The organism is Arthrobacter phoenicis, assembly GCF_047238215.1.
In the GTDB taxonomy this organism is placed as follows: Bacteria; Actinomycetota; Actinomycetes; order Actinomycetales; family Micrococcaceae; genus Arthrobacter.
Window position 1 is genome coordinate 1,533,941 of sequence record NZ_JBDFMK010000001.1, and the last position, 23,920, is coordinate 1,557,860.

The following is a 23,920-nucleotide window of genomic DNA, read 5'->3' on the forward strand; positions in this document are numbered from 1 at the left end:
GCCCGTCGCGGCCCGTCCGTCCCCATTGGGGCGGCGGCCACGGCGGGCCTTTGGCGGCTCCCGGCCCGCTTCGATGCCGTCCCCGGCCGCGCCCCCATCCGCTCTCCCCACCTCAAAACACCCCAGGAGGTCCGTATGCCGTCCACGCCGCGGTCCTCCCTGCTCCGCCATGCCAAGGGTCTCCACTCGCTCGGACCGGCCAACCGGGACCACGCCTCGGCGGTGCGCGTGGCGCTCAGCGTCGCCGTTCCCTCGATGGCGCTGCTGGCCGCCGGGCGGCCGGACCTGATCGTCTACGCCGTCTTTGGCGCCCTGACCGGCATGTACGGCCGCTCCGAACCGCACCAGCTCAGGCTCCGGCACCAGCTGCAGGCGGCGCTGGTCCTGGTGGGCGGCCTGGCCGTCGGCGTGCTGCTCTCGGTCAACCACCTGCACTCCTGGACCCTCGTGGCCGTGGAGTCCGGCCTCGCCGCCCTCGGCTCACTCTTCGCGGACCGGGTGAACCTGAAACCGAACGGGCCCTTCTTTGGGCTCCTGGCCCTCGGCGCGTGCGCGTCCATCCCCACCCCGGTTCCTGGACCGGTTGCGATCCTGATCGGCGCCGGGTCCGCGGCGTTCTCCATCCTGGTCGGCTTCGCCGGCTGGCTCCGCACCCGGACCTGGGTGCGCGGCGCGGGACGGACCGTGCCGCCGCTGCGCGGTGTCCGCCGCCGGGCGGCCTGGATCCACGCCGCCCGCTACCTGGCCGCGGTCGGAGCGGCCGGCAGCATCGGGGTGCTCAGCGGCAGCGGCCACCCGCACTGGGCGATGGCCGCGGCGGCGGTGCCTCTGGCGGGCGCCGACCTGCCGAGCAGCGTCTACCGAGGCCTGCACCGGATCGTGGGCACGCTGCTGGGCCTGCTCGTGGTGGCAGCCGTGCTCTTCCCGTGGGCGGGTTCTCCGCTGCGGCTGTTCCCCGGCAGCGAGACCGCCGCCGTTGCGGTGCTGGTGATCGTGCTGCAGTTCGGCACGGAGCTATTCATGGCCCGGCACTACGGGCTGGCCATGGTGTTTTTCACCCCGGTGATCCTGCTGATGACCCAGCTCTCCTCACCGGCCGACCCGCACCTGCTGGTGGCCGAACGGGCGGTGGAGACGCTACTCGGCGCCTGCGTGGGGATCGCCGTCGTGCTGTTGATCCGCCGCCGCCGGGCCCTGGGGCAACGGACGCCGCCACGGACATCGCCCGCGGCCCCGGCCGGTCCGCCGCTCAGCCCGCCGGAAGCCTAGCCGCCGGCTACTTCGCCCGCCGCGGCGGACCGGCCACGAGCTTCGTTGGCAGCAGCCGCGCCGCCGCGATCAGCGCCTTGTAGCGCCGGCTGGGGATGGACACCCCGCGGCCTCGGGCGTTGTCCGCCAGACCCTCGCGGACCACCTGCTCGGCGCTCAGCCACATCCAGGACGGGGCCACGGACTTGTCCATACCCATCCGGTCGTGGAATTCGGTATCGGTGAAGCCGGGGCAGACTGCGGTTACTTGTATGCCTCGCGAGGCATATGCGATGTTGGCCCAGCGGCTGAAGCTCAGCAGCCAGGCCTTCGCGGCGGAGTACGTTTCCCGCGGCAGGAACGCGGCGACGGAGGCCACGTTGATGATCCGGCCGGAGCCCCGCTGGAGCATTCCCTGGAGGGCGGCGTGCGAGAGCTCCATCGCTGTCTCGACGTGGAGCTTGAGGTGGCGCTTTTCGTCCTCGATCGGGTTCTCGGCAAACGAGCGGAGCAGGCCCATGCCGGCGTTGTTGACCAGGATCTCCACCGGCCGGGCGGGATCGGCGAGGCGCGCGACGACCGCGGCCACGCCGGCGTCGTCGGTCAGGTCGGCCGGCAGCACCTCCGCCGTGACGCCGAAGCTGTTCTCCAGCTCCTCGGCCACGGCGTGCAGCCGCCCGGCGTCGCGGGCCACGAGGACCAGCCGGTGGCCCTGCCCGGCCAGCTGGCGGGCGAACTCGGCCCCGAGCCCGGCGGTGGCGCCGGTGACCAGGGCGGTGGATGCGGGCGTGGCTCCGGGGGTCTCTGCTGTCATAGCTGAAGCCTAGTCCCGGCCTCGCCTGAACTCAGGCAAAACAGGCCCAGGCAAAGCCGTCTCAGAGAGAAACAGGCTCAAGCAGAAACCGGACCCGCGGTGCGTTCGCCGTCGGAGGTGTCGTCATTGCCCTCTTCGACGTTGTCCCCTTCGACGACGGCAGCCGAGCGGAGTGGGGAGGGGTCCGGGGCTCGGACGGCCAGTTCGGCCGCGGCGCGTTCGGTGACCTCGGGGCCAGCCTCGTCGAGGTCTTCCCCGGCGAGCACCTCGGCGGCCAGATCCATGGCGGAGATGTCCTCGGGGGTCAGCCCGGCGGCGACATTGGTGGCCAGACCGGAGGTCAGCTCCGCGGCGCCGGCCCCGGCAAGCCCGTCCTCGCGGCGGTACCGGTGCTGCAGCTCTTCGGCGGCCAGGTCGTACCAGGTGAGCGCGCCGAAGTAGGGGTGTGCGGTGTCGAGGTGTCGGTACAGGGCATCGGCCAGCTGGCCAAGGGCGTCGTCGGAGAGCGCCCGCACGGTCACCGCCGGGTCCAGGGTCCCCTCGAAGTACTGGGCCAGCTCCAGGCCCTGGATGCGCTCCCCGGTGTCCACCGGGTCCTCGTCCGCATCGGCGGTGGTGTAAGGATCGCCCAGCTGTTCATCGATCGAGGCGTCGACCTCGGCGTCGTCGGCAAGCTCCCCGGCGGCCGGTCCCACGTGCGCCAGGCAGACCGGCAGGTCCGCCGGCTCCAGCAGTTCCAGCGCAAAACCCTCCGCCCGGGAAGACGAGGATTCCCGCAGGGACAGCAGGATTTCCGGATCGAGGTGGGAGGCGCTGTACAGGTCAAGGGTCACGTCCGCGCCGGCGGCAAGGCGGCTGGAACGCCGCATGATGTGCAGCAGTGCGGGGTAGCTGTCCTGGGTGAGGCAACCCGAGGCCTCCAGGGTCACGTGGCCGGTATCGGCATCAACGCGGACAAGCACTCGCAGTTTGTGGTTCATGGGATACTCCAAAAGACACGTCCATGAGCCAACTGCATAACCCAACGCTAACCATACGAGCTTGTTGCCGGGCTCACAAGCTGTCAGGCACCGGTGGGTGGTTGCTCCGGCCAGTCGACGCACTGATTGTAGGCCTCGTGCTTGCGCAGGTAGCGGTAGATGAACGGGCAATGCGGAATGATCCGTTTGCCGGACGCGACAACGTCGTCCAGGGCGAAGTGCGCCAGCACCTTGGCCAGTCCCCGGCCGGCGAACCGTTCCTCGGTTTCCGTGTGGGTAAAGTCCACGTGACCCGGGCGGTCGATATACCGGGCCTGCACGGCGAGCTCGCCGCCGACGTGCAGCTCGTACCGGTGCAGCGCGTCGTTGCGGGTGGTGGTGACGTCCGGGCCAAAGGTGTCTTCGGTTCTTGCCGCGCTCTCGGTCATGGTTCGACCTTGGCATGTATCTCCGGGGGTGGCAATGGGTCCCCGGCCCGGCGCGGACCCGGCGCCGGGGCGCGCACCGGAACGCGGCCCAGCAGCAGCACAGCGAGCGCGAAGCAAGCTGCTCCGCCGCCCAGCAGCCCCACGGTCAGGCCGTCGACGGCGGCCTGGACCACCGGGAGGAAGACCGCCACGGCGGCGGTGGCCACGGCGGTGGCGGGCCTGGAACGGGGCGGCCCGGGCGCCGCCGGCCGCTCCTCCAGCCTTCCGAAGAGGGCCAGGACGGGCAGCAGCAGGACGACGACGGCGAGCAGCAGCAGCGGCCGGGTCCACCACCAGGCCGCACTGCCGCCGGCGGGCAGGGCCAGGCGGGTCAGCAGGAGCACCCCGGAGAGGGCCGCGATCAACGGCAGATGCCAGAGGTAGATGGTCATGGACCGGCGGCCGACGCCGGCGAGGACTGCACGGACCGGCCGGAGGCCCGCAAGCCGGACCAGCCAGGGACGCAGTAACTGCAGGGCCGCGGCCTGTGAGACGGCCAGCAGGAAGAGGGTGAAGTTGGGCGGGTTGAGGTTCACCAGCATGTTGCCCGAGTAGAGGCGCAGCACAACCACCGCGCCCAGGACGGCGTTGCTGCCGGCCACCAGGCCCAGCAGGGCCGCCGGGCCCAGCCGCAGCGTCCCGTCGGCCAGGAGGAATCCGAGCTGCTGCACGGCGCACCAGAGGAACACCATGTTGGCGTACGCCAGGCCGGGCACCGCGCCGCGGAGACAGTCCACGGCCAGCACCAGGGCCACCAGCCCGGCCAGTGTCAGCCACGGCGACCTCGTGTGCAGGGCGGCCAGCCACGGAAGGTTCAGCTGCGCGGCGAGGTACGCGGCGAGGAACCACAGCGGCATGCCCGCGCCGCTTGCCAGCAGCTGGACCACCTGCGGGTCCACCCCCGCCAGCCGGGCCGCCCACAACCCGGTGAACATCATCGCCAGAAGCACCGCGGCCGGGCGGATCAGCCGCAGCAGCCGGGACTGGATGAATTCGGAGGCCGTTCCGCCGAGGGAGCGCAGCCGCCGCCACGAGTAGAGCCCGGTCACGCCCCCGGCCACGAAGAACAGCGGCATCACCTGCAGCACCCATACCACGGGTTCGAACCAGTGTTCGTTGCCAAGGGTGTTCTCCGAGGTGACCGTGCCGTCCGGGTGCAGCACCGGGCTGACCATCAGCGTGTGGCCGGCCACCACCAGGGCCAGGCAGAACAGTCGGGCGAGGTCGATCGCCGGATCACGGCCGTCCGTGCTCCGGGATCCGGTCCGCCGCTGCCCGGAGCCCCCGGTCATGGCGGGGCTACACCGCCCTCACGCTGTTCACAGCACCATTGTGGCCCAGCGCCGCGGGGCGGGGTAAGGGCGGGAAGGACCGGCGAGCGCGGCCAGGCGCGCCTAGGCGAGGATGGCGGCGAGGCCCAGCACGACGGCGAGCAGCGGCAGCGTGCCCTGGGTGGCGGCGGCGCGGAGGTACTTCCCGCCGCTGAGGGCCAGCACCAGGGCCGCGAGCAGCATCGAGCCGCAGCAGCTGAGGATCAGGGTCCAGCCGACCACGGCGGCGGACGTTCCGGCCCCGCCGAAGGCCACGCAGCCCGCGCCCACGAACGCGCCGATGGCCAGGAACAGGTTGTAGAAGCCCTGGTTGTAGGCCATCGGCCGGGTGGTTTCCGCGTCCGCCTGCGAGGCCAGGCCGAACCGCTGCCACGTCGCGGGCCGGGTCCACTGGAAGGACTCCAGGATGAAGATGTAGACGTGGAGCAGGGCTGCCAGCAGGGCAAAGACGAGGGAGGCCAGGATCATGGGTTGATCCTAGCCTCCCGCCGCTTTGCAGACTTCCTGCGTGGCCGGGTACCCGTGTTACCGGGCCAGGGCCGCCAGGGACGCTGCCGCGAAACTCCGGGCGGAGCCGGTCCAGTGCCCCAACAGGCCCTGCAGGTTCTCGCCGTCGGCCCGGTGCGCGGGCAGCTGCTCGGTGAGGGCCTGCAGCACGCCGGTGCGCAGCTCGGTATTGAAGTTCACCTTGCCCACGTTCATCGCCGCGGCCTTGGCCAGCTCGGAGGCAGGGATTCCGGACGCGCCGTGGAGCACCAGCGGCACCCGGACGCGAACGGCCACCTCCTGGAGGACGTCCCAGCGCAGCCGGGGTTCGCCGCGGTACTTGCCGTGGACGTTGCCCACGGCCACGGCCAGCAGCCGGGCGCCGGTGCGGGCCACGAAGTCCTCCACCTGGCCCGGGTCGGTCAGGCCCGCCTCGTCACCGCCGGCGTTCCCGCCGGCGTCGGGGCCGAAGGCGCGGTCCTCGTCGCCGGCGAGGCCGCCAAGTTCGGCCTCGATCACGACGTCGTCCCGGCCCTGCGCTTCGAGCCGGGCCCGGACGTCCCGGACCAAGGCGATGTTCTCCTCGTAGGGCAGCGCGGAGCCGTCCACGAGCACCGAATCGGCCCCGGCGTCGACGGAATCCAGGATCAGCTGCGGGTCCGCGGCGTGGTCCAGCTGGACCGCGACGGGGACGCCGGCGTCGTCGGCCAGGCCGCGGAGCGCCGTGATCAGCCGCAGGCCGTCGGGGGTGCCCGCGGTCTTCGGTGCCACCAGCAGGATGATGCCCCGCCCGGCCTCCTCCGCCGCGCCCACCACGGCCAACGCCGTCGTGAAGTCGTAGCAGGTAAAGGCCGGGACGGCCGAGCCCTGCTGCAGGGCCCCGGCGACCAGGGTGTCCAGACGGGTACGCATCAGGCGCTGAGGCCCGAGACCAGGAGCCAGGCCACGAAGGTCAGCGCGAAGCCGGCCACGCCCAGCACGGTGGTCAGGACGGTCCAGGTGCGCAGGCCGTCCGCGACGGTGAGGCCGTAGTAGCGGACCACCACCCAGAAGCCGGCGTCGGTGACGTGGGACAGGCCGAGCGAACCGAAGCCGATCGCGATGACCAGCACGGCGATCTGTGCCGGGGTGTAGCCGCCGGAGGCGACCGCGGAAGACAGCAGGCCGGAGGTGGTCACGATCGCCACGGTGGCCGAGCCCTGCGCGGCGCGGAGGGCCAGGGAGATGATGAAGCCCAGCAGCAGCAGCGGCACGCCGAGGGTGTCGAGGGTCTGGGAGAGGGCCTGGCCGATGCCGGAGACCTGCAGGACGCTGCCGAACACGCCGCCGGCGGCCACCACCATGAGGATCGAGGCGATCGGGGGCAGCGCGCCCTCGAAGATTTCACCGGTCTCGGTCAGCGACCAGCGGCGGCGGACGGCGAGCAGGAAGAAGCAGAGGGCCACGGCCACCAGCAGGGCGAAGAACGGGTTGCCGACGAAGGAGGCGACGCCGTACCAGGCGCTGCTCTTGGCGATGGTGAGGGTGCCGACGGTGCCGAGCAGGATCAGGACGATGGGGGTGGCGATCAGGAAGATGATCAGGCCCGGCCGCGGCGGTGCGACGGCGGCGGCGCCGGGACCGTCATGGCCCACCTTCACCAGGGACTTGGTGCCGAACTCGTCCACCTGGGTCTTGACCGCGGGCAGCAGTTCGTAGTCTTTGCGGTTCATGATCGAGGCCACCCAGTAGGACAGGAAGCCCAGCGGGACGCAGATGACCAGAGAGATCAGGGCGATCAGGCCAATGTCGGCGCCGAAGACGCCCGCGCCGGCCACGATGCCCGGGTGCGGCGGGACGGCGACGTGGATGGCCAGCATAATGCCGGCCATCGGCAGGCCGAACTTCACCGGGTGGACCTTGGCGATCTTGGCGAAGGCGTAGACGATCGGCACGAGGACGATGATGCCGACCTCGAAGAACACGGGGATGGCGACGAGGAAGCCGACGGCGGTGAGGGCCACCGCCACGCGCTTGGCACCGAGTTTCGCGGTGAAGTGGTCCGCGAGGGACTGCACGCCGCCGGAGACCTCGATCATGCGGCCGAGGATGGCGCCGAGGGCGATCAGCAGAGCGACCTTGCCCATGGTGCTGCCGACCCCGTTGGAGACGACCGTGAAGACGTCCTTGAGCGGGATCTGGGCGGCGACAGCCACCAGGATGCTGACCGTCAGGAGGGCCACGAAGGCCTGGACCTTGAAGCGGATGATCAACAGGAGCAGCAGGGCGACGCCGGCGGCGGCGATGGTCAGCAGCAGCGGAGTGCCCAGCTCCACGGCCGGTTTGATGACGGGCGCGTCGGCCGCGCCCACCATCAGGGAATTGAGCAGGGGGTTCATCGGGGGTGTCTCCTTTGACAGGCGGGAGGGAGGGGTCCGGCCGCGGCGTTGGGGGCCGCCGCGGCCGGAGTCGGGGGGGCTGAAGGCTTAGGCGGTGCGCTTTGCGGGGGCGACGACCTTGATGACGGCCGAGTCGTCCGCGGCGGCGAGGCCCTGGGCCTGGCCGAGGAGGTAGAGCTGTTCGGCGGCGGCGGCGACCGGTGCGGCGAGCCCGGCGGCGCGGGTGGCCTTGCCGACGATGCCCATGTCCTTGACGAAGATGTCCAGCCGGCTGAGCACCTCCGCGCCGTCCTCGGTGTAGGCCTCGAGGATGCGGGGGCCGCGGTTGGAGAGCATGAAGGACCCGGCGGCGCCGGCCTCGAGCGCGGCGAGGGTCTTCGCCTGGTCCAGGCCCAGGGCGTCGGCCAGGGCCATCGCCTCGGCAGCGGCGGCGATGTGCACGCCGCACAGCAGCTGGTTCACGGTCTTGAGCGCCTGGCCGTCGCCGGGCTTGTCGCCCACCACGGTCAGGGTGGAGGCGAGCAGTTCCAGCACCGGGCGGGCGGCTTCCAGGGCGGCCGGTTCGGCGCCGACGACGATCAGCAGGTCGCCCTCGCCGGCGCGCTTCGGGCCGCCGGAGAGCGGGGCGTCCACCAGGCTGACGCCGTACTCGGCCAGCCGGGCGACGGTGGCGGGAACGGCGTCGGTGCCCACGGTGCTGCCGAGGATGACGACGGCGCCGGGCTTGAGGACCCCGGCGACGCCGGTGGCGCCGAAGAGGACCTCGTCCAGCTGTTCGCCGTTGCGCACGGCCAGCAGCAGCGCGTCGGCGCCCTCGGCGGCCTCACGGGCGGAGCCGAAGGTGCGGACGCCGGCCTCTTCGGCGAGCTGCAGGCGGGGCTCGGCGATGTCGAAGCCGTGGACGGTCAGTTCCGTGGCCAGCCGGGCTGCCATCGGCAGGCCCATGGCGCCGAGGCCGAGGACGGTGACTTGGTAGTTCATGGTTTTCTCCGTTGAAAGGGTGCGGCTGGTTAGAAGGTGGCGCTGAGTTTGCGCGTGACCTGTGCGAGGGATTCGTCGTCGCCGACGTTCCCGGCGAAGACGACGTACGGGATGCCCTTGGCGGGTCCGTCGACCGGCTCCCAGAGGGAGACGATGCCCGGGAGCATCGGGCCGCGGACGATCGCGCGGCGGATTTCGAGGCCGTGGGCGGCGACGTCTGAGGAGGTGATCCCGCCCTTGGCGATCACGAAGCGGGGCGGGAAGGTCTTCAGCGTCCGGTTGACGACCGCGACGACGGCGGCCGAGACGGTGCGGGCGATCCGCAGGCTCTCCGCGGCGTCGTCGGCCTTGATCAGGAGGCGGCTGGTGTGCAGGATGACGTCCGCGCCGTGCAGCGCGTCGACGACGAGTGCGACCGTGGCGTCCAGGTGCTCCGCGGCGCGGTCGTCCAGGAGCTGTTCGACGTCGATCTCCACGATCCGGGCCGACCCGTGCTGGGCGGTCAGGGCATTGAGCTGGCGGGTGGTGACGCCCACGTGCGAGCCGACCACGATCAGGCCGCCGGCCTCCGAGGGCTGGTTGCCGGCGTAGGCCTCGGCGCCGGTGAGTTCGGAGCGGATTTCCTGCCCGATCCGGGCGCGGACAAACGGCGGACCGACGCGGTAGAGCAGTTTCTTGCCGCGGCGTTCGGCCTCCTGCAGGCCCAGGGACAGGAGCCGGAGGTCGTTCTCGGAGACGATGTCGGCCACGATCGGGGCGGAGTCGGTGGCGGCGTCGATGGCGTCCGCGATGGCGCGGGCCGAGGTCTGGGGGTCCCCGGCCCGGATGGTGTCCAGGTCCAGGACGATCACGGAGCCGGCGCTGAAGCGGCCGCCGGACTTTTCCTCGACGTAGCGGGCGAGCTCGGAGTTGGCGAAGCCGAAGCTGGCGTCGCGGGCGAACTCGGTGTCCGCCACCGGGGTGAGGCGGCCGGTGCCGCCGGCGCGCATGTAGTGCACCCCGCCGATCGTGACGCGGCCGGCGTCCGGGAAGGCCGGGACGATCACGACGCCGTCCGTGGTCCCGCCGTCGACGGCGCTGACGGTGGCGGCGATGACGTCCGGCTCCAGCGGGTAGTGGCCGCGGAGGGTGGAATCGCTGCGGCTGACGAAGCCCACGCTCAGCGACTCGGCCTGCGCGGCGGCGAGCGCGTTGCGGACGATTTCCTCGTTGCGGGCGGCGGCCTCGGCCGGGTCCAGGCTGCGGGTGTTGGTCAGGACGTAGACGGCGTCCGCGGGACGGCCGTTGATGCGGTGGGAGAAGGCCCAGGCGAAGTCCTTCACCTCCCATCGGGTCAGGACGGGGAGGTCGGCGACGGACTGGGTGCCGGTGGGGTCATCATCCAGCACCACGAGGGTGCGGGGGCCCGCCGCGGCGGCTGCGGCCACGCCGTCGGCCACCAGGGCTGCCGGTACCGGGACCTCCGCCGGGAAGGCGGCCAGGACATCTGCCTCTAAGGGCTCTGCTGCTAAGGGCACGTGCACTCCATTGTGGAAACTCTGTTGCGGTAGAATCTGCGCGGCTGGTCTCCAGCCATATTTGTAAGATGTCTGACATCTAACAAGTGAGTGTTAGTGTGGCATAAGGCACAGAGACGCGCAAGTAGACTTGTCGGGCACGCGTGTGGATGACGTTGGACGGGGAGATTTGGCTAGGAAATCGCTGGTAGGCGTCGTGGCCGACGAGCTGCTGGACCGCATCATCGCCGGCGAGTTCCCGCCCGGTTCCCCGGTCCCGGGCGAGCTTGAGCTGAGCGCCCGGCACGACGTGAGCCGGATGACCGTCCGTGAGGCGATCAAGACCCTGGAGGCCCAGCACATCCTGAGCGTCGAGCGCGGGCGCGGCACATTCGTCAACCCACTGAGCCACTGGGCATCGCTGGAGGCCGTGCTGCGGGCGGCCTCTGAGGGCACCAACGACGCCGCCACGGCGGTCCAGCTGATCGAGCTGCGGCGGATGCTGGAATCGGGGGCCTGCGAACTGGCCGCCTCGCGGATCAGCGACGCCGATCTGGAAACCCTCCGCGGCCAGGTGGAGTCAATGCGTGCCGCCCACGAACACCACGACGTCGCGGCCTTCGTCGCCGCGGACCTCGCCTTCCACGACCTGATCCTGCGCGCCTCGGAGAATGTTTTCGCGGCGGTGTTGTTCGCGCCGCTGCACCGGGTACTAGAGCGGCGCCGGACCCAGACCTCCGAGGTGCGGGAGATCCAGGCCCACGCGATCGAGCAGCACGGAAAAATTGCCGCGGCGCTGGCCACCCGCGACCCGCGGCTGGCGCGCGACGCCATGGACGCCCACATGCAGCAGACGCTGGATGACCTGCGGACCTACGTGCTGGCGGCCCCGGCGGGCTGACGCCAGCGGCCCGCCCTGAAAGCTCGCCGGTCGCACTGAAGTCCGGGCGCGCCGGGGAACCGGCCAAGCCCTGTGGGCGGGGCTACCCGGCGCCCCGGGCCTGTTCTAAGCCAGGGAGAGGAAGAGCTTCTCCAGCTCGGCGCGGTCCAGGCTGGGGTCCTCCTGCTGCATGCACTGTTGCAGGCCGGTGGCGATGATGGAGAAGCCCGCCTTGTCGAGGGCGCTGGAGACCGCCGCGAGCTGGGTCACCACGCTCTTGCAGTCGCGGCCCTCCTCGAGCATGCGGGTAACGGCGGCAAGCTGGCCCTGGGCGCGGCGAAGCCGGTTAATGACGGACTTCATGTCCGTGGGATCGAGTTCCATGGGAGCCTCCCGGAAAAGTGGTGGATTACCCTCTATCATATACCCCCTGCCGTATCCTGCATACCCCGGGCAGGTATCGCAATCCGCTTGCGGGGGCCGAAAGTACCTTGCACCGGCGTCGGCCCCGGCGTATTTCTGAGCTTGTGAACTCGGCAGCATTCCTTGATCCGGCACTCCCCTTCGGCAACGCCGCGCCGGGCGGCGGCCACTGGAGGCGGCTGGTTTCCTTGGGCGACTCGTTCACCGCCGGCCTGGGCGACCCGGAACCGGGCAGTCCGGGCGGCATCCGCGGCTGGGCAGACCGGACTGCCAAGGAGCTCGCCGCCCTCCGTCCCGACTTTTCCTACGCCAATCTGGCCGTCAGCGGGCTGGTGCTGCAGGAGATCGTCGACCTGCAGTTGCAGCGGGCCATCGCGCTTCAACCGGACCTGGTGACGCTCTCCGCGGGCGGCAACGACCTGGTCTTCCACCGCCGCGACCCGGACCGCCTCGCCGACGACCTGGATGCCGCCGTCGCCGCCCTGTCCGCCACGGGGGCGACCGTGGTGATCTTCACTGGCCCGGACTGGGGCCACACGCCCGTCTTTGGCCGCATCCGCGGGAAGGTGGCGGTGTTCAACGAGAACATCCGGACTATCGCTGCACGCCACCATGGCGTGATCGCGGACCTGTGGACCATGCGGGAACTCAGTGATCCGCGGATGTGGGACCCGGACCGGCTGCACTTCTCGCCGCTGGGCCACCACACCATTGCGGGCATGGTGCTGGACACCCTGCAGGTCCCGCACACCCTGGTGCCGCTGCGGCCCAAGCCGCTGCCCGCGCCCGGCTGGCGCCAGACCCGCACCGAGGACCTGTCCTGGGCGACGCACTACCTGTTTCCGTGGATGGCCCAGCGGCTCCGGCCGCACGCTCCCGAGAGCCCGGCCGCGCCGAAGCGCCCGGACCCCGGCCCGGTGCTGCGGGTCAACGTTTCCCCCGCCGGCAGCCCCTAGTCCGGGGAGGTCCGGTCCGCTAGCCTGCAGGAACGGCCCCCGGCCGCCGAGGCCGGGTCAACGGACCGACGACGATCCCGAGGAGCGAAGATGTCCAACCACACCTACAGCATTTCCGAAATAGTCGGCACCTCGACGGAGGGCGTCGACGCGGCCGTCCGCAACGGCATCGCCGAGGCCGCCAAGACCCTGCGGAACCTGGACTGGTTCGAGGTCAAGGAGATCCGGGGACACCTTGAAAACAACGAAGTGGCCGACTGGCAGGTGACCATCAAACTTGGCTTCCGGCTGGAGCGCTGACCCACCGCCCGGAGCGCTTTCTGACGAATTCCTGCTCACCCGAATCCCGCCCTGCGCGGGCTTTTTCCGCTGCCGGGTGGCTATTTGATAGTAAGCATGATTAGTATTTAGTCAGAAGGATGAAGCGCACCCGGCAACCCGGGTGTCTCCTCAACAGAAAGCGAAGGACAGCAAATGGGTATTCTCGGATTCTTGATTCTGGGTCTTATCGCCGGCGCAATCGCCAAGGCCATCCTGCCGGGCCGTCAGGGCGGCGGCTGGGTCATCACGATGGTCCTCGGCGTTGTTGGCGCCCTCCTGGGCGGCTTCATCGGCAGCGCACTCTTCGGCACCGGTCTGCAGGAGTTCTTCTCGCTGACCACCTGGCTGCTGGCGATCGTCGGTTCGATCATCGTTCTGCTCATCTACGGCATGATCACCCGCCGTTCGCACCGCTAAGTCGGAGCACTCAGAACCGGCTCCGGGAATTGCTCCCGGGGCCGGTTTTTTGTTCCCGGATATCCACGGGGGTCATCGAACCACCGCGAATTTTCACCAATCAGCACGGATTAGGAGCGCAGTATGAAGAACAAGCTTGTTTTCGGTACGGGCCTTGCCGCCGGCTACATCCTGGGGTCCCGCTCGGGCCGCGCCGCGTACGAGAAGCTGAAGACCCGCGCGTCGGAGCTATGGCAGAGCAAGCCGGTGCAGGACGGCGTCACCGCGGCCACCGAGGCGGTCAAGGACAAGGCCCCGGAAGTTTCGGGCCAGCTGGCCGAGGCGGCCCGCCGCGCCGGAACGGTCATCACTTCCAAGGTCCACCACGACGGCGACGCAGCCGACGCCACGAAGACCGATAACGCCGCAACCCGTGAGGACACCGCCACGGCCGAACCGACGGGCGCCGTCCCGGCCCACAGCACCCACGTGGGCACCCCTAACCTCGGCACCGACGAGGCGCCAAAGCACGTCACGCCGAACTAGTCCGCGTTCCGCGGTTTTCGCTGCGGTTTTCGCTGCGGTTTCGGACAGGCGCCCGCCGGATCCGGGGTGCGTCCGTCCGAAACCGCAGCAAAATTCCGGATTTGCCGCGAAATAGGGACTCTCCCCGGCGCGGGTTCACCCCGCCGGAGAGGCCTCGACTGCCGCCTGGAGTTACGCTCCGGGCGGCAGTCGGCTTTCCACCACCGTGGCGTCCAGCGCCGCAGAGGTGCGGATCCGGGCGGCGAAACCGTTGTCCGTGAGGATGGCGCGGGTGGCGCGGGCCTGGCTCCGGCTGGTTTCGATCAGGAGCCAGCCACCCGGGACGAGCCAGTCCGCGGCGCCGGCGGCAATGCGCCGGTGCAGCGAGAGGCCGTCCACTCCCCCGTCGAGCGAGATCCGGGGTTCGTGGAGCCTGGCCTCCGGGGGCATCGCGGCGATGGCATCGGTGGGCACGTACGGCGCATTCACCGCCAGAAGGTCCACGCGGCCCCGAAGCTCCTCCGGCAGGGCCGCGAACAGGTCGCCGGTGTGGACGACGGCGCCCGGTGCACTGAGGTTCCGCCGCGCACAGGCGACGGCGGCCGGGTCAAGGTCCGCGGCGTGCAGCTCCAGCGGGCCGGCGGCGAGCAGCGCCGCTCCCACCGCTCCGGAGCCACAGCATAGATCCACCACCACGGGCGGCCGGCTTCCGGGACCGGCGTCGAGCTCCCGCAGAAGGGCCGCGCCGCGCCGGACAAGGTATTCCGTACGGCGGCGGGGGACGAAGACGCCGGGATCCACGGCGATTCTCAGCCCGTAGAAATCCGCCCAGCCCAGCAGGTGTTCCAGCGGGAGGCCGGATACGCGGCGGTCCACGAGGCTTTCGAGTTGATCCGTGTCCGCGGCAGCGCCCAGCAGCAGGTCAGCTTCTTCTTCGGCGAAGACACAGCCGGCGTTCCGGAGACGCCGGATGATGTCCTGCCGCCGGGTACCGGTGTGCTGCATAGGCCGTTCCGTCCGCCGCGGGTAGGGAACTTCATGCTAGCGGCGCGGTCCGGGTCAGCCCACCACCTGGAGGGGCGTCTGCGGGCGGGTCGGCATCAGGCGGAGGACTTTTTTGCGGGCGGCAGCGGCGGTGGGCCGGTCCGCGGGATTCATGGCCGTCATCGACTTCAGCAGGCTGGTCCAGCCGTTGCCCAGGCCGGCGGGGATCGCCGGGCTGCGCAGGGTGCGCGCCACGAGCGACTCCACGGGGGTTCCGGGGTAGGCCTTCTCCCCCGTGAGGCACTCAAGGAGCACCAGGCCGAGGGCGTAGATGTCGGTGGCGGGGTGGAGGGGCTGTTCCTTGGCCTGCTCCGGGCTCATGTAGTGCACCGTCCCGGAGGACATGCCGGCCTCGGGAGTGGTGCCGGCGGTTACGGCGATGCCGAAGTCGGCCAGCCGCACCGAGCTGCGCCGCAGCTGGCTGACAAGGATGTTCGCGGGCTTGATGTCCCTGTGGACTAATCCCTTGCCGTGGACGTGGTCGAGGCCGGCGAAGGCGTCGCTGGCCCACGAAGCGACGGTCGTGGGCTCGGTGATGCCCTGGTGGATGCGGTCGCTCAGGCTTCCACCGCTGGCGTATTCCTCCACCAGGTAGGGCCGGCCGGCCCATCGGTCGCCGTCGGGTACGGTACCGGCCGCGACGAAGCGGACGACGGCGGGGTGGTTCAGGGAGGCGAGGACCCGCGCCTCGTCGAGGATCCGGGAGGCGTCCTTGTCGGCCGGCCCCTCGGCGACTTTGATGGCTACCGGCCGGCCGGTGGCCAGGTCGCTGCCGCGGTAGACCGTGGCCGTTGCGCCGCGGCCCAGCCGCTCGTGGACCAGGAAGCGGCCCTGCGGTTCGTTGGGGAGCCCCAGCAGGCTGGCGTCGAGGCCGGGCAGCCCGGCTGCCGGCAGGAGTGTCTCGGTAACCGGAACGGCGCTCACGAAAGGGAGGCCAGTGCGTTGGAGGGGTGGAGAATGCCATCGACCTGGAAGCCGCAGGAGCAGCGCCAGACCGGAGGCAGCGACGCCGGTCCGCCGTCGGGCTCAAAGGAGTAGTCGGCCATGGTGGCAAGCGCCGGGGCCTCCCACTGCATCGGGACACCGCAGTGGCTGGGGGCCAGCGCGCGGATGGCGGCGGAGGTACGGTCCGCGGGCTGCGCCTGGTCGTCCAGGTTCACATCCAGGGAACCCGCCTCGGGCCCGAAGCCGTGGTCGATGGTCAGCAGCCGCGACTCATCATTCTTGCGCGATAGGTTGTCCAACACATTGATAAGCATACATATCGCTAGCTGAACTAGCTAGTTTTGGAGAGCAGAACTTTGCTCTGCTCAGTGGCCGGCGGTGTGCTCGTCCAACGCCTCGGTCATCTTGCGCAGGAACGACACGATCACGCGGCTTTCCTCGGGTGTGAGGCCCTCGGCGACCTCGAGCATCCGGCGGTGCATCCGTCCCAACGTCTCCCGGACCTCGGTGTCGGTCTCCGTCGTGGGGACGATCACCAGGGAGCGCCGGTCCGTGGGGTGCGGCTCGCGGCGGACATGGCCACTGAGCACCAGGCGGTCAATGAGGGAAGTGGTAGACGCCGTCGTAATTCCCAGCATGCGGCTCAGGTCCTTCGGCCCCACCCGCTCCCCGGAGGACTTGGCGCGGAGCAGGTAGCGGAGCGCCAGCAGGTCGGTCTCGCCCATCCCCATGGAGTCCCTGGTGGAGCGCCGGGTGGCGACCTCGGCGGAGCGGTAGCCGCGGAGCGCCTGCAGCACGGCGGTGGGGGCGTCAACCTGCCCCTCCAAGCCGTACCAGTAGCCTGAGTCTGCCGTTACATGGGAGTCCATAGACCAATCCTAGCCGAGCTGATAACTAGACAGGCTTCCTAACGTTGCCTGTCGGGTGCGGGGACGCAAAAAACCCCCGGCGTCCTGTCGCCAGGATGCCGGGGGAATTTCCACTCTTCGCTAAAAGAGTGGGCCCTGTGGGGATCGAACCCACGACCCACGGATTAAAAGTCCGATGCTCTACCAACTGAGCTAAAGGCCCCCTCAAGCCGCCGCTGCACGGAAAACGCGGCAGAAACCGGCTCCGGGCGCAGTGGCAGCGCCATCCATTTCTGGACGTTAACACTGTACCGCAGACCACGCCGCGCTTTTCACCGCCGACGCGCCGTAACGGGCCGATTCCGCGGCGGCACAGGCGCCCCGGACCGGTTCCCCGTACGGGCGGCCGGGCACCCGCCGGACGCTCGATTCCCCGATGGCACAGGAGTAGCGTGGTGGCATGAGCGAGCAAGCAGGTACCGGCAACCCCGGCCCCGTCCGTCACCACAAGCCGAAGCCCTTCGCGCCGATCGACTTCGAGCCGTTCGCAGGAGGCGCCGACCCGGCCCGCGTGTCCGAGGCGGCCCACCTGGCCGCCCAAGCGCTGGTCCGCCGCGGCCGCGACAGTGACGATCCCAAGGTCACCAAACGCCTGGTGAAGCTCGCCGACGAACAGGGCCTCGAGGCGATCGCCGAGATGTGGGCCGAGAGCCCGGCCCGTTCACTGCCCGGTGCCCTGTGGCGCCTGTATGCCCTGCGCGCCGCGACGGTGCAGGATCCGGAACGGATATCGGTGTACTTCCGGGCCGGCAAGGACACCGCTCAGGTGTCCCACGCCGTCGCCGGTGCCGCCGAGCCGCCGGGCGCCGAGGAGATGCGCACCATGGCGGATGCCATCCTGTCCGGGGCGTTCGACGGCGAGTTCGACGTCGCGCTGGAACGGTCCGCGGCGTTCTGCCGGGTGGTTGCCCTGGGGCAGGCCACCCTCGCCGACGGCGCCGAGCACAGCAACGCCGGGCACGCCACCAAACTCACGCGGAACTCGCATTTGCTGGTCAAGACCGCGGAGGACCTGGAGCACGCGGCCAACGCGTGGCGCCTCGGCGAGCTCGATTAGGCCCGCCGCCGGAGCCGCCGCGGAGGGGTCCGGATACGCCCGCCGGGGGCCCGCTGTCAATCTTGACTTGGTCCGCCGGGCGTAGAAAACTAAAACCGGTGCCGAGCTGCGAAACCCCCGGGCTTCAACAATTAGCCGCCTAGAGCGGCCTACCGCCGAGAGGCGTATCCGGCTCGGCACCATCTACTTTTCCCCTTCTCTTCCGCCCCCGCAGGGCCGCCGTCCACCGGACGGTAAAGTGATCTTCATGCGCGGGCCGATCAATTCGAATCAAGGCCGGCGGACCACGCCTGTGTACGCATTCGGAGACCGGTAACCCCACGTGAAGCTGCGACTTTTCCCCCAGGAACCTGCGGGACTGAACCTCCTGTCCCAGATGGCCCGGCAGATCCTGCTGGCCACCGGCACGCTCTCGGAGATCCTCGGCGCGCCTGCGGCCGAACACTCCCGCCTGGTCGAGGACATGCACAACCACGAGGCGAAGGCGGCCGAGCTGCACTTCGCGCTGCTGACCCACATGCGCAGCAGCTTCCTCAACCCGGTCCCCCGCGACGACATGTACGCCCTCTCCCGCTACCTGAACGAGGCGATGGAGAAGCTCGACGCCGCCGCGGACCTGGTCTTCCTCTACAAGCTGGACCGGCTGCCCCGCCGCGCCGCGGACCAGCTGGAAATCATCAGCCGGCAGGCGGAACTGACCGTCGAGGCGATGCGCCAGCTGAACAACCTGGACGAGCTGGAGGATTACTGGATCGAGGTGCTGCGCCTGACCAAGCGGGCCGAACGCACGCACCGGGTCTGGGTGGCGGACATGCTCAAGGACATGAAGCACGCCCAGTACGCCCGCAACCGGGACATCGCCGACCAGCTGGTGGATGTCACCAAGGACATGCGCCGGATCGCCACCCAGGTAGGCAGCATCATCGTCAAGGAATCCTGACGTGTCCCTGGTCTTCTTCGCCGCGGTGGCGCTGTTCGCCGCGGCCTTCGCCTTCCTGAACGGTTTCCGGGACGCCTCCTCCTCCGTGGCCCTGGCCGTCCGCACCCGGGCGCTGACCCCCACCATCGCCGTCCTGCTCGCGGGGCTTTTCAACTTCGTCGGGGCTGCGCTCAGCGCGGCCATGGCCCTGGAGGTCAGCCGTACCTGGGTAGTGTTGCCCGCTGGCGGCAACGGCCTGACCATCCTGATGGCCGGGCTGCTCAGCGCCGTGCTGTGGGGCATCTACAACTGGTGGCGGGGCATCCCGTCGTCGTCCACGCACGCCCTGGTCGGCGGCTTGGCCGGCGCCGGCCTCGCCAGCGTTGCGGTGGGCGGCAATTCGGTGCTGGGCGTGGACCAGTCGCTGATGGTGCAGGTGGTGCTGCCGCTGCTGATCTCCCCCGCGATCGCCTTCGCCGGCTCCTACCTGCTGGTCTGGCCGGCTACGTGGGCCGCGCGCTACACCCCGCCCGGCGTCGTCAACAGCCGTGCCCGGCGCGCCCAGGCCGTGGCCGCGGGCGCCGTCGCGTTCGGCCACGGGCTGCAGGACGGCCAGCGCACCAGCGCCGTGCTGATCCTGGCGATGATCGCCGCGGGCCTGGCCGACGGCGGCGCCATGCCGGTGTGGGTGGCCCTGCTCACCGCCGCGATGCTGACCGCCGGGACGCTGGCGGGCGGGTGGCGGATTTCCTACACCCTGGGCCACCGGCTGGTCCGGATCGATCCGCTGCGCGGGTCCGTGGCCCAGCTCTACAGCAGCCTGATCCTGCTGGTGGGCGCGATCGGGCTGCACTGGCCGGTGTCCACCACGCACACCGTCACCGCGGCGGTGCTCGGCGCCGGGGCGAATCAGGGCTACGCGGCCACCAACCGGCGGCTGGTGCTGCGGATCCTGGCGTTCTGGACGCTCACGCCGCTGGTGACCGCCGCGGTGGCGTTCGTGCTGGAGCTGGCGCTCTCGCCGCTCTCCGGGCTGTAGCACCCGGCAAGGCCAGCGGCCGGCAAAGCCGCCAAGCGCCCGCTGCAGCGGGCCAGCCTGCCGGATTTATCCGAAGCGGCCGGAGACGTAGTCCTCGGTGGCCTTGACGGTGGGGTTGCTGAAGATGGTGTGGGTGTCCCCGTACTCGATCAGCTTGCCCGGCTTGCCGGTGCCGGCGATGTTGAAGAACGCCGTCTTGTCCGAGACGCGGGCCGCCTGCTGCATGTTGTGGGTCACGATCACCACGGTGTACTCATCCTTGAGCTCGTTGATGAGGTCCTCGATGGCGAGGGTGGAGATCGGGTCCAGCGCGGAGCAGGGCTCGTCCATGAGGATGACCTGCGGCTCCACGGCGATCGCGCGGGCGATGCAGAGGCGCTGCTGCTGGCCGCCGGAGAGGCCGGAGCCGGGCTTGGCCAGGCGGTCCTTGACCTCGTTCCAGAGGTTCGCGCCGCGCAGCGAGCGTTCCACCAGCGCGTCGGCGTCGCCCTTGGAGATCTTCTTGTTGTTCAGTTTCACGCCGGCCAGCACGTTGTCGCGGATGGACATGGTGGGGAACGGGTTGGGCCGCTGGAAGACCATGCCGATCTGCGAGCGGACCGTCACCGGGTCCACGCCGGGGCCGTAAAGGTTGTCGCCGTCGAGCAGCACCTCGCCCTCCACGCGGGCCCCCGGGATCACCTCGTGCATCCGGTTCAGGGTGCGCAGGAAGGTGGACTTGCCGCAGCCGGACGGGCCGATGAAGGCCGTGACGGACTTGGCGTCGATGTTGATGTTGACGTCCTCGACGGCCAGGAATTTGCTGTAGTAGACGTTGAGGTCTTTGACGTCGATGCGCTTAGACATGCTGTTCCTTCACTGGGAGAGATTGAGGGTCCGGGAGCCGGCGCGGGCCTAGCGGCCGGCTTTCGGGGCGAAGATGCGGGCCACCAGGCGGGCGGCGAGGTTGAGCAGCATCACCAGGATGATCAGGACCAGGGCCGCGCCCCAGGCGCGCTGGTCCGACGGTCCCGGGTTCGACGGCGAGGTCGGGTTCAGGATCTGCGTGTAGATGAACGTCGGCAGCGAGGCCATCCAGCCGCCGAAGACGTTGTTGTTGATCGAGGTGGCGAAGCCGGCGGTGACCAGGATGGGGGCGGTCTCGCCGATCACGCGGGCGATCGCGAGGGTGACGCCGGAGGCGATGCCGGAGATCGCCGTCGGGATGACCACCTTGAGGATGGTGCGCCACTTCCGCACGCCCAGGGCGTAGGCCGCCTCGCGCAGTTCGTTCGGGACGATCTTCAGCATTTCCTCGCTGGAGCGGACCACCACCGGGATCATCAGCACGGAGAGGGCGACGGCGGCGACGGCACCGGTCTTGGTGCCCGGGCCGGAGACGGCGAAGAAGAACGCCGCGGCGAAGAGGCCGGCCACGATCGAGGGGATGCCGGTCATCACGTCGACGAAGAAGGTGATGGCGCGGGCCAGCGGGCGGTCGTCGCCGTACTCGACCAGGTAGATCGAGGTCAGCAGGCCCACCGGGACGGAGATGACCGTGGCCAGCAGGGTGATCTGCACGGTGCCGATGAGGGCGTGGTAGATGCCGCCGACCACGGGGGTGCCGTAGTCGACGCTCTTGTTGTCGAACGCGCCGGTCACCCCGTTCATGGAGGTGCCGAGGAAGCCGGGGTCCAGCAGGCCGGGGAGGCCCTTGACCAGCACGGTCCAGATGACGGAGACCAGGGGCAGCAGGGAGATCAGGAACGCGCCCACCACCAGGCAGGTGGCGAGCTTGTCCTTGGCTCGGCGGGAGCCTTCGACGGCGGCGCTCCAGCCGACCAGGCCCACGGTGAAGAGGATGGCCGAGACGATGCCCCAGCCGAAGGCGTTGAAGCCGATCAGGGCCAGGATGGCGGCGCCGAGGATCAGGGCGAGGGCCAGGACGATGTACGGCGCGGCCTTGGGCAGCTGGCCCTTGGTGAGGGCAGAGCGCTTCTTGACGGGGGTCAGGGTGGCAGTCATTTAGTTGGCTCCCGAGAATTCTTTGTGCCGGGTGATGATCCACCGGGCGAGCATGTTCACGCCGAGGGTGATGATGAACAGGACCAGGCCGGCCGCGATCAGGGTGCTGACCTTCAGGCCGCTGGCCTCCGGGAAGTTCAGGGCGATCTCGGCGGCGATGGTCTGGTTGCCGGACTGGATCAGGCTGGCGGTCAGGGCGCCGGAGGAGAGCACCAGGGCCACGGCCATGGTCTCGCCGAGGGCGCGGCCCAGGCCCAGCATGATGGCGCTGATGATGCCGGGGCGGCCGAAGGGAAGCACGGCCATCCGGATCATTTCCCAGCGGGTGGCGCCCAGGGCCAGCGCGGCTTCCTCGTGCAGCTTGGGGGTCTGCAGGAAGATTTCGCGCGAGAGCGAGGTGATGATGGGCAGCACCATGACGGCCAGGACGATTCCGGCGGTGAGGATGGTCTTGCCGGTGGCCGACGCCGGGCCCTGGAAGATCGGCAGCCAGCCGAGGTTGGCCGCGAGCCAGCCGTAGGCCGGGGAGATTTCGCGGGCCAGGAAGGCCGCGCCCCAGGCGCCGTAGACCACCGAGGGGATGGCGGCGAGCAGGTCGATCACGTAGCCCAGGCCGGAGGCGAGCCGCCGGGGGGCGAAGTGCGAGATGAAGAGCGCGACGCCGATCGCCACGGGGGTGGCGATGACGAGGGCGATCACGGCGGCGATCAGGGTGCCGATCACGATCGGCCAGATGTAGGCGAAGAAGCCCGCTCCGCCCTGGATCTTGTCCGGCGGGGCGACGAGCGCCGGGACGGCCTGGATCACCAGGAAGAGCGCCACGCCGAAGAGGACGGCAAGGATCAGGCACCCGGCGGCCAGGGTGGCTGCGGAGAAGACTTTGTCACCGGCGCGGCCTGCGCCCCGGGACGTGGTCAGGGAGGTGGTGGTCACTTCACGATCCTTCAGCTTCGATCTGCGCTGCGCGGCGGACGGGTCACGTCCGCTGCGCGGCGGTCAATCTGGGGTACGGCGGACAAACGGCTAGGTTCCCTGCCCCGGTCAGGCGGTCAATGACCGCCCGGCCGGGACAGGGAACCTGGCTCAGGCTGGTGTTTCCACTATGCCTTGCGGGGAAACGGATTCCCTAGGACTTTGCCTTGATCGATTCGATCGACTTAGCGGCCTTGTCCTGCAGTGCCTTGGACAGCGGCGCGGACTTCGCGGACTCGGCGGCGGCCTTCTGGCCGGCGTCGGAGACGACGTAGTTCTCGAAGGCCTTGACCAGGTCGGCGGTTTCCTTGCTGTCGTAGGTGCTGCAGACGACGTGGAAGGAGACCAGGACGATCGGGTAGGCGCCGTCGATGGTGGTCTTGCGGTCCAGCTTGATGGAGAGGTCGTTGGCGGCGCGGCCCTCGACCGGCTTGCCGGCGTCGACGGCCTTGGCGGCGGCATCGGCGGAGATCGTGGTGAAGCCGTTGCCCACCTTGATCTGGGCGACGCCCAGCTTGCCGCTGACGGCGGAGTCGTCGGCGTAGGTCACGGCACCGGGGGTGTCGGTGACGGTCTTGACGACGCCGGAGGTGCCCTTGGCGTTCTCGCCCTTGAGCGATGCGGGCCAGACGCCGGAGGACTTGTCGGTCCACACGTCGGACGCGGCGGCGGACAGGTAGTCCGTGAAGTTCTGCGTGGTGCCGGAGTCATCGGAGCGGTTGACCGGGGTGACCTTGAGGTCCGGGAGCTTGGCGTCCGGGTTCAGGGCGGCGATGGCCGGGTCGTTCCACTTGGCGATCTGGCCGCGGAAGATCTTGGCGACCGTGGCGGCGTCCAGCTTCAGGCCCTTGACGTCGGGCAGGTTGAAGGCCACGGCGATCGGGGAGATGTAGACCGGGATGTTCAGGGCGCCGTCGGGGCCGCACTTGGCCTTGGAGGAGGCGTACTCGTCGTCCTTGAGGTACGCGTCGGAGCCGGCGAACTGGGCCGAGCCGTCGAGGATGGCCTTGCGGCCGGCGCCGGAGCCGTCCGGGGAGTACTGCACCTGGGCGCCCTGGTTGGCGGAGGCGAAATTGGTCTTCCACACGTCCATGGCCGCACCCTGCGCGGAGGAACCGATGCCGGTCAGCGTGCCGGTGACCTTGGGGCCGGAGGCGGCCGGGGTGCCCGCGGTGGAGTTGGTCGCGTTGTCGGAGCCGCAAGCGGTGAGCGCCAGGGCGCCGGCTGCGATAACAGCGATGGCCGCGTTGCGGCCGAAGCGTGATGCCTTCACTAGATGTACCCCTTCCAGGGATATTCAGATGCGTGCCGGACCGGAGACGTCCGTACAGAAAAGACGGTGGGTACGTT

Annotated in this window: 27 protein-coding genes and 1 tRNA gene; 9 read left to right on the forward strand and 19 right to left on the reverse strand. The window is 69.9% G+C overall.

Annotated elements, in window-relative coordinates:
* Positions 1 to 135: 135 nt before the first annotated feature.
* Positions 136 to 1,269, forward strand: a complete 1,134-nt coding sequence (locus ABC337_RS07150; RefSeq protein ID WP_412884560.1) for an FUSC family protein — start codon at positions 136 to 138, stop codon at positions 1,267 to 1,269.
* Positions 1,270 to 1,276: 7 nt separating this feature from the next.
* Here the strand turns inward: ABC337_RS07150 and ABC337_RS07155 are convergent, their stop codons facing one another.
* From ABC337_RS07155 to ABC337_RS07195, 9 genes are all read right to left on the reverse strand, one after another.
* Entirely contained in the window at positions 1,277 to 2,062 is a 786-nt protein-coding gene (locus ABC337_RS07155; protein ID WP_412884559.1) for an SDR family NAD(P)-dependent oxidoreductase, read from the reverse strand.
* A gap of 77 nt (positions 2,063 to 2,139) precedes the next feature.
* Positions 2,140 to 3,042: a hypothetical protein gene (locus tag ABC337_RS07160; protein ID WP_412884558.1), complete on the reverse strand. Its 903-nt coding sequence runs from the start codon at positions 3,040 to 3,042 to the stop codon at positions 2,140 to 2,142.
* A gap of 83 nt (positions 3,043 to 3,125) precedes the next feature.
* A complete protein-coding gene (locus tag ABC337_RS07165) occupies positions 3,126 to 3,470 on the reverse strand; it encodes a GNAT family N-acetyltransferase (protein ID WP_412884557.1) in 345 nt (114 codons plus the stop codon).
* Entirely contained in the window at positions 3,467 to 4,801 is a 1,335-nt protein-coding gene (locus tag ABC337_RS07170) for an acyltransferase family protein (protein WP_412884556.1), read from the reverse strand. Before ABC337_RS07170 ends, ABC337_RS07165 begins: the two co-directional genes overlap by 4 nt.
* Before the next feature lie 102 nt (positions 4,802 to 4,903).
* Positions 4,904 to 5,308 carry a DUF1304 domain-containing protein gene (locus ABC337_RS07175; protein ID WP_412884555.1) on the reverse strand — a complete coding sequence of 135 codons (405 nt, stop codon included), beginning with the start codon at positions 5,306 to 5,308 and terminating at the stop codon, positions 4,904 to 4,906.
* 57 nt (positions 5,309 to 5,365) lie between these two features.
* On the reverse strand, positions 5,366 to 6,238 hold the full coding sequence (locus ABC337_RS07180) for a class II fructose-bisphosphate aldolase (RefSeq protein WP_412884554.1): 873 nt from the start codon (positions 6,236 to 6,238) through the stop codon (positions 5,366 to 5,368).
* Complete coding sequence (locus ABC337_RS07185; protein WP_412884553.1) at positions 6,238 to 7,704, reverse strand: GntP family transporter; 1,467 nt, start codon at positions 7,702 to 7,704, stop codon at positions 6,238 to 6,240. Before ABC337_RS07185 ends, ABC337_RS07180 begins: the two co-directional genes overlap by 1 nt.
* An 87-nt stretch (positions 7,705 to 7,791) precedes the next feature.
* Positions 7,792 to 8,685 carry an NAD(P)-dependent oxidoreductase gene (locus ABC337_RS07190; protein WP_412884552.1) on the reverse strand — a complete coding sequence of 298 codons (894 nt, stop codon included), beginning with the start codon at positions 8,683 to 8,685 and terminating at the stop codon, positions 7,792 to 7,794.
* A gap of 29 nt (positions 8,686 to 8,714) precedes the next feature.
* Positions 8,715 to 10,202 carry a four-carbon acid sugar kinase family protein gene (locus tag ABC337_RS07195; protein WP_412884551.1) on the reverse strand — a complete coding sequence of 496 codons (1,488 nt, stop codon included), beginning with the start codon at positions 10,200 to 10,202 and terminating at the stop codon, positions 8,715 to 8,717.
* A 169-nt stretch (positions 10,203 to 10,371) separates the two neighbouring features.
* Here ABC337_RS07195 and ABC337_RS07200 point away from each other — a divergent pair, with 169 nt between their 5' ends.
* Entirely contained in the window at positions 10,372 to 11,082 is a 711-nt protein-coding gene (locus ABC337_RS07200; protein WP_412884550.1) for a FadR/GntR family transcriptional regulator, read from the forward strand.
* 105 nt (positions 11,083 to 11,187) lie between these two features.
* Here ABC337_RS07200 and ABC337_RS07205 read toward each other — a convergent pair whose 3' ends face one another.
* Positions 11,188 to 11,445, reverse strand: a complete 258-nt coding sequence (locus ABC337_RS07205) for a metal-sensitive transcriptional regulator (RefSeq protein ID WP_290256971.1) — start codon at positions 11,443 to 11,445, stop codon at positions 11,188 to 11,190.
* A gap of 143 nt (positions 11,446 to 11,588) precedes the next feature.
* Here ABC337_RS07205 and ABC337_RS07210 point away from each other — a divergent pair, with 143 nt between their 5' ends.
* From ABC337_RS07210 to ABC337_RS07225, 4 genes are all read left to right on the forward strand, one after another.
* Positions 11,589 to 12,440 carry an SGNH/GDSL hydrolase family protein gene (locus ABC337_RS07210; protein ID WP_412884549.1) on the forward strand — a complete coding sequence of 284 codons (852 nt, stop codon included), beginning with the start codon at positions 11,589 to 11,591 and terminating at the stop codon, positions 12,438 to 12,440.
* A gap of 90 nt (positions 12,441 to 12,530) precedes the next feature.
* Positions 12,531 to 12,740, forward strand: a complete 210-nt coding sequence (locus ABC337_RS07215) for a dodecin (RefSeq protein WP_290256972.1) — start codon at positions 12,531 to 12,533, stop codon at positions 12,738 to 12,740.
* Positions 12,741 to 12,914: 174 nt separating this feature from the next.
* On the forward strand, positions 12,915 to 13,178 hold the full coding sequence (locus ABC337_RS07220; RefSeq protein ID WP_412884548.1) for a GlsB/YeaQ/YmgE family stress response membrane protein: 264 nt from the start codon (positions 12,915 to 12,917) through the stop codon (positions 13,176 to 13,178).
* A 123-nt stretch (positions 13,179 to 13,301) separates the two neighbouring features.
* The gene (locus ABC337_RS07225) at positions 13,302 to 13,703 is read left to right on the forward strand and encodes a YtxH domain-containing protein (protein ID WP_412884547.1); all 402 of its coding nucleotides are present in this window, start codon (positions 13,302 to 13,304) and stop codon (positions 13,701 to 13,703) included.
* Positions 13,704 to 13,874: 171 nt separating this feature from the next.
* Here the strand turns inward: ABC337_RS07225 and ABC337_RS07230 are convergent, their stop codons facing one another.
* The 5 genes from ABC337_RS07230 to ABC337_RS07250 all read right to left on the reverse strand — a co-directional run bounded on the left by ABC337_RS07230 (position 13,875) and on the right by ABC337_RS07250 (position 16,742).
* Complete coding sequence (locus ABC337_RS07230) at positions 13,875 to 14,687, reverse strand: putative protein N(5)-glutamine methyltransferase (protein WP_412884546.1); 813 nt, start codon at positions 14,685 to 14,687, stop codon at positions 13,875 to 13,877.
* A gap of 54 nt (positions 14,688 to 14,741) precedes the next feature.
* Complete coding sequence (locus ABC337_RS07235; RefSeq protein ID WP_412884545.1) at positions 14,742 to 15,650, reverse strand: serine/threonine-protein kinase; 909 nt, start codon at positions 15,648 to 15,650, stop codon at positions 14,742 to 14,744.
* Positions 15,647 to 15,973 carry a hypothetical protein gene (locus ABC337_RS07240; RefSeq protein WP_412884544.1) on the reverse strand — a complete coding sequence of 109 codons (327 nt, stop codon included), beginning with the start codon at positions 15,971 to 15,973 and terminating at the stop codon, positions 15,647 to 15,649. Before ABC337_RS07240 ends, ABC337_RS07235 begins: the two co-directional genes overlap by 4 nt.
* 63 nt (positions 15,974 to 16,036) lie before the next feature.
* Entirely contained in the window at positions 16,037 to 16,540 is a 504-nt protein-coding gene (locus tag ABC337_RS07245) for a MarR family winged helix-turn-helix transcriptional regulator (RefSeq protein ID WP_412884543.1), read from the reverse strand.
* A 129-nt stretch (positions 16,541 to 16,669) separates the two neighbouring features.
* Positions 16,670 to 16,742 (reverse strand) — tRNA-Lys (locus tag ABC337_RS07250).
* Between the two features lie 237 nt (positions 16,743 to 16,979).
* Between ABC337_RS07250 and ABC337_RS07255 the strand changes: the two genes are divergently transcribed.
* The 3 genes from ABC337_RS07255 (at position 16,980) to ABC337_RS07265 (ending at position 19,594) form a co-directional block, all read left to right on the forward strand.
* On the forward strand, positions 16,980 to 17,636 hold the full coding sequence (locus ABC337_RS07255; protein ID WP_290256979.1) for a hypothetical protein: 657 nt from the start codon (positions 16,980 to 16,982) through the stop codon (positions 17,634 to 17,636).
* A gap of 322 nt (positions 17,637 to 17,958) precedes the next feature.
* The gene (locus tag ABC337_RS07260) at positions 17,959 to 18,576 is read left to right on the forward strand and encodes a DUF47 domain-containing protein (protein WP_356902961.1); all 618 of its coding nucleotides are present in this window, start codon (positions 17,959 to 17,961) and stop codon (positions 18,574 to 18,576) included.
* A gap of 1 nt (position 18,577) precedes the next feature.
* Entirely contained in the window at positions 18,578 to 19,594 is a 1,017-nt protein-coding gene (locus tag ABC337_RS07265; protein WP_412884542.1) for an inorganic phosphate transporter, read from the forward strand.
* 66 nt (positions 19,595 to 19,660) lie between these two features.
* Here ABC337_RS07265 and pstB read toward each other — a convergent pair whose 3' ends face one another.
* The 4 genes from pstB to pstS all read right to left on the reverse strand — a co-directional run bounded on the left by pstB (position 19,661) and on the right by pstS (position 23,843).
* The gene (gene pstB, locus ABC337_RS07270) at positions 19,661 to 20,440 is read right to left on the reverse strand and encodes a phosphate ABC transporter ATP-binding protein PstB (RefSeq protein WP_290256982.1); all 780 of its coding nucleotides are present in this window, start codon (positions 20,438 to 20,440) and stop codon (positions 19,661 to 19,663) included.
* A gap of 48 nt (positions 20,441 to 20,488) precedes the next feature.
* Positions 20,489 to 21,598 (reverse strand): phosphate ABC transporter permease PstA, encoded by a 1,110-nt coding sequence (gene pstA / locus ABC337_RS07275; RefSeq protein ID WP_412884541.1) that lies wholly within the window; start codon positions 21,596 to 21,598, stop codon positions 20,489 to 20,491.
* Entirely contained in the window at positions 21,599 to 22,531 is a 933-nt protein-coding gene (gene pstC / locus ABC337_RS07280; protein WP_412884540.1) for a phosphate ABC transporter permease subunit PstC, read from the reverse strand. It abuts the gene before it with no gap.
* Between the two features lie 193 nt (positions 22,532 to 22,724).
* Positions 22,725 to 23,843, reverse strand: a complete 1,119-nt coding sequence (gene pstS, locus ABC337_RS07285) for a phosphate ABC transporter substrate-binding protein PstS (RefSeq protein WP_412884539.1) — start codon at positions 23,841 to 23,843, stop codon at positions 22,725 to 22,727.
* Between the last annotated feature and the right edge of the window lie 77 nt (positions 23,844 to 23,920).

Bases quoted from the DNA above. Each gene is read 5' to 3' on its own strand.
- ABC337_RS07255 (WP_290256979.1), top strand. From the start codon at position 16,980: ATGAGCGAGCAAGCAGGTACCGGCAACCCCGGCCCCGTCCGTCACCAC.
- ABC337_RS07185 (WP_412884553.1), bottom strand. From the start codon at position 7,704: ATGAACCCCCTGCTCAATTCCCTGATGGTGGGCGCGGCCGACGCGCCC.
- pstB (WP_290256982.1), bottom strand. From the start codon at position 20,440: ATGTCTAAGCGCATCGACGTCAAAGACCTCAACGTCTACTACAGCAAA.
- ABC337_RS07205 (WP_290256971.1), bottom strand. From the start codon at position 11,445: ATGGAACTCGATCCCACGGACATGAAGTCCGTCATTAACCGGCTTCGC.
- ABC337_RS07215 (WP_290256972.1), top strand. From the start codon at position 12,531: ATGTCCAACCACACCTACAGCATTTCCGAAATAGTCGGCACCTCGACG.
- pstA (WP_412884541.1), bottom strand. From the start codon at position 21,598: ATGACTGCCACCCTGACCCCCGTCAAGAAGCGCTCTGCCCTCACCAAG.
- ABC337_RS07150 (WP_412884560.1), top strand. From the start codon at position 136: ATGCCGTCCACGCCGCGGTCCTCCCTGCTCCGCCATGCCAAGGGTCTC.
- ABC337_RS07155 (WP_412884559.1), bottom strand. From the start codon at position 2,062: ATGACAGCAGAGACCCCCGGAGCCACGCCCGCATCCACCGCCCTGGTC.
- ABC337_RS07220 (WP_412884548.1), top strand. From the start codon at position 12,915: ATGGGTATTCTCGGATTCTTGATTCTGGGTCTTATCGCCGGCGCAATC.
- ABC337_RS07165 (WP_412884557.1), bottom strand. From the start codon at position 3,470: ATGACCGAGAGCGCGGCAAGAACCGAAGACACCTTTGGCCCGGACGTC.
- ABC337_RS07230 (WP_412884546.1), bottom strand. From the start codon at position 14,687: ATGCAGCACACCGGTACCCGGCGGCAGGACATCATCCGGCGTCTCCGG.
- ABC337_RS07160 (WP_412884558.1), bottom strand. From the start codon at position 3,042: ATGAACCACAAACTGCGAGTGCTTGTCCGCGTTGATGCCGATACCGGC.
- ABC337_RS07190 (WP_412884552.1), bottom strand. From the start codon at position 8,685: ATGAACTACCAAGTCACCGTCCTCGGCCTCGGCGCCATGGGCCTGCCG.
- ABC337_RS07225 (WP_412884547.1), top strand. From the start codon at position 13,302: ATGAAGAACAAGCTTGTTTTCGGTACGGGCCTTGCCGCCGGCTACATC.
- ABC337_RS07170 (WP_412884556.1), bottom strand. From the start codon at position 4,801: ATGACCGGGGGCTCCGGGCAGCGGCGGACCGGATCCCGGAGCACGGAC.
- ABC337_RS07180 (WP_412884554.1), bottom strand. From the start codon at position 6,238: ATGCGTACCCGTCTGGACACCCTGGTCGCCGGGGCCCTGCAGCAGGGC.
- ABC337_RS07245 (WP_412884543.1), bottom strand. From the start codon at position 16,540: ATGGACTCCCATGTAACGGCAGACTCAGGCTACTGGTACGGCTTGGAG.
- ABC337_RS07175 (WP_412884555.1), bottom strand. From the start codon at position 5,308: ATGATCCTGGCCTCCCTCGTCTTTGCCCTGCTGGCAGCCCTGCTCCAC.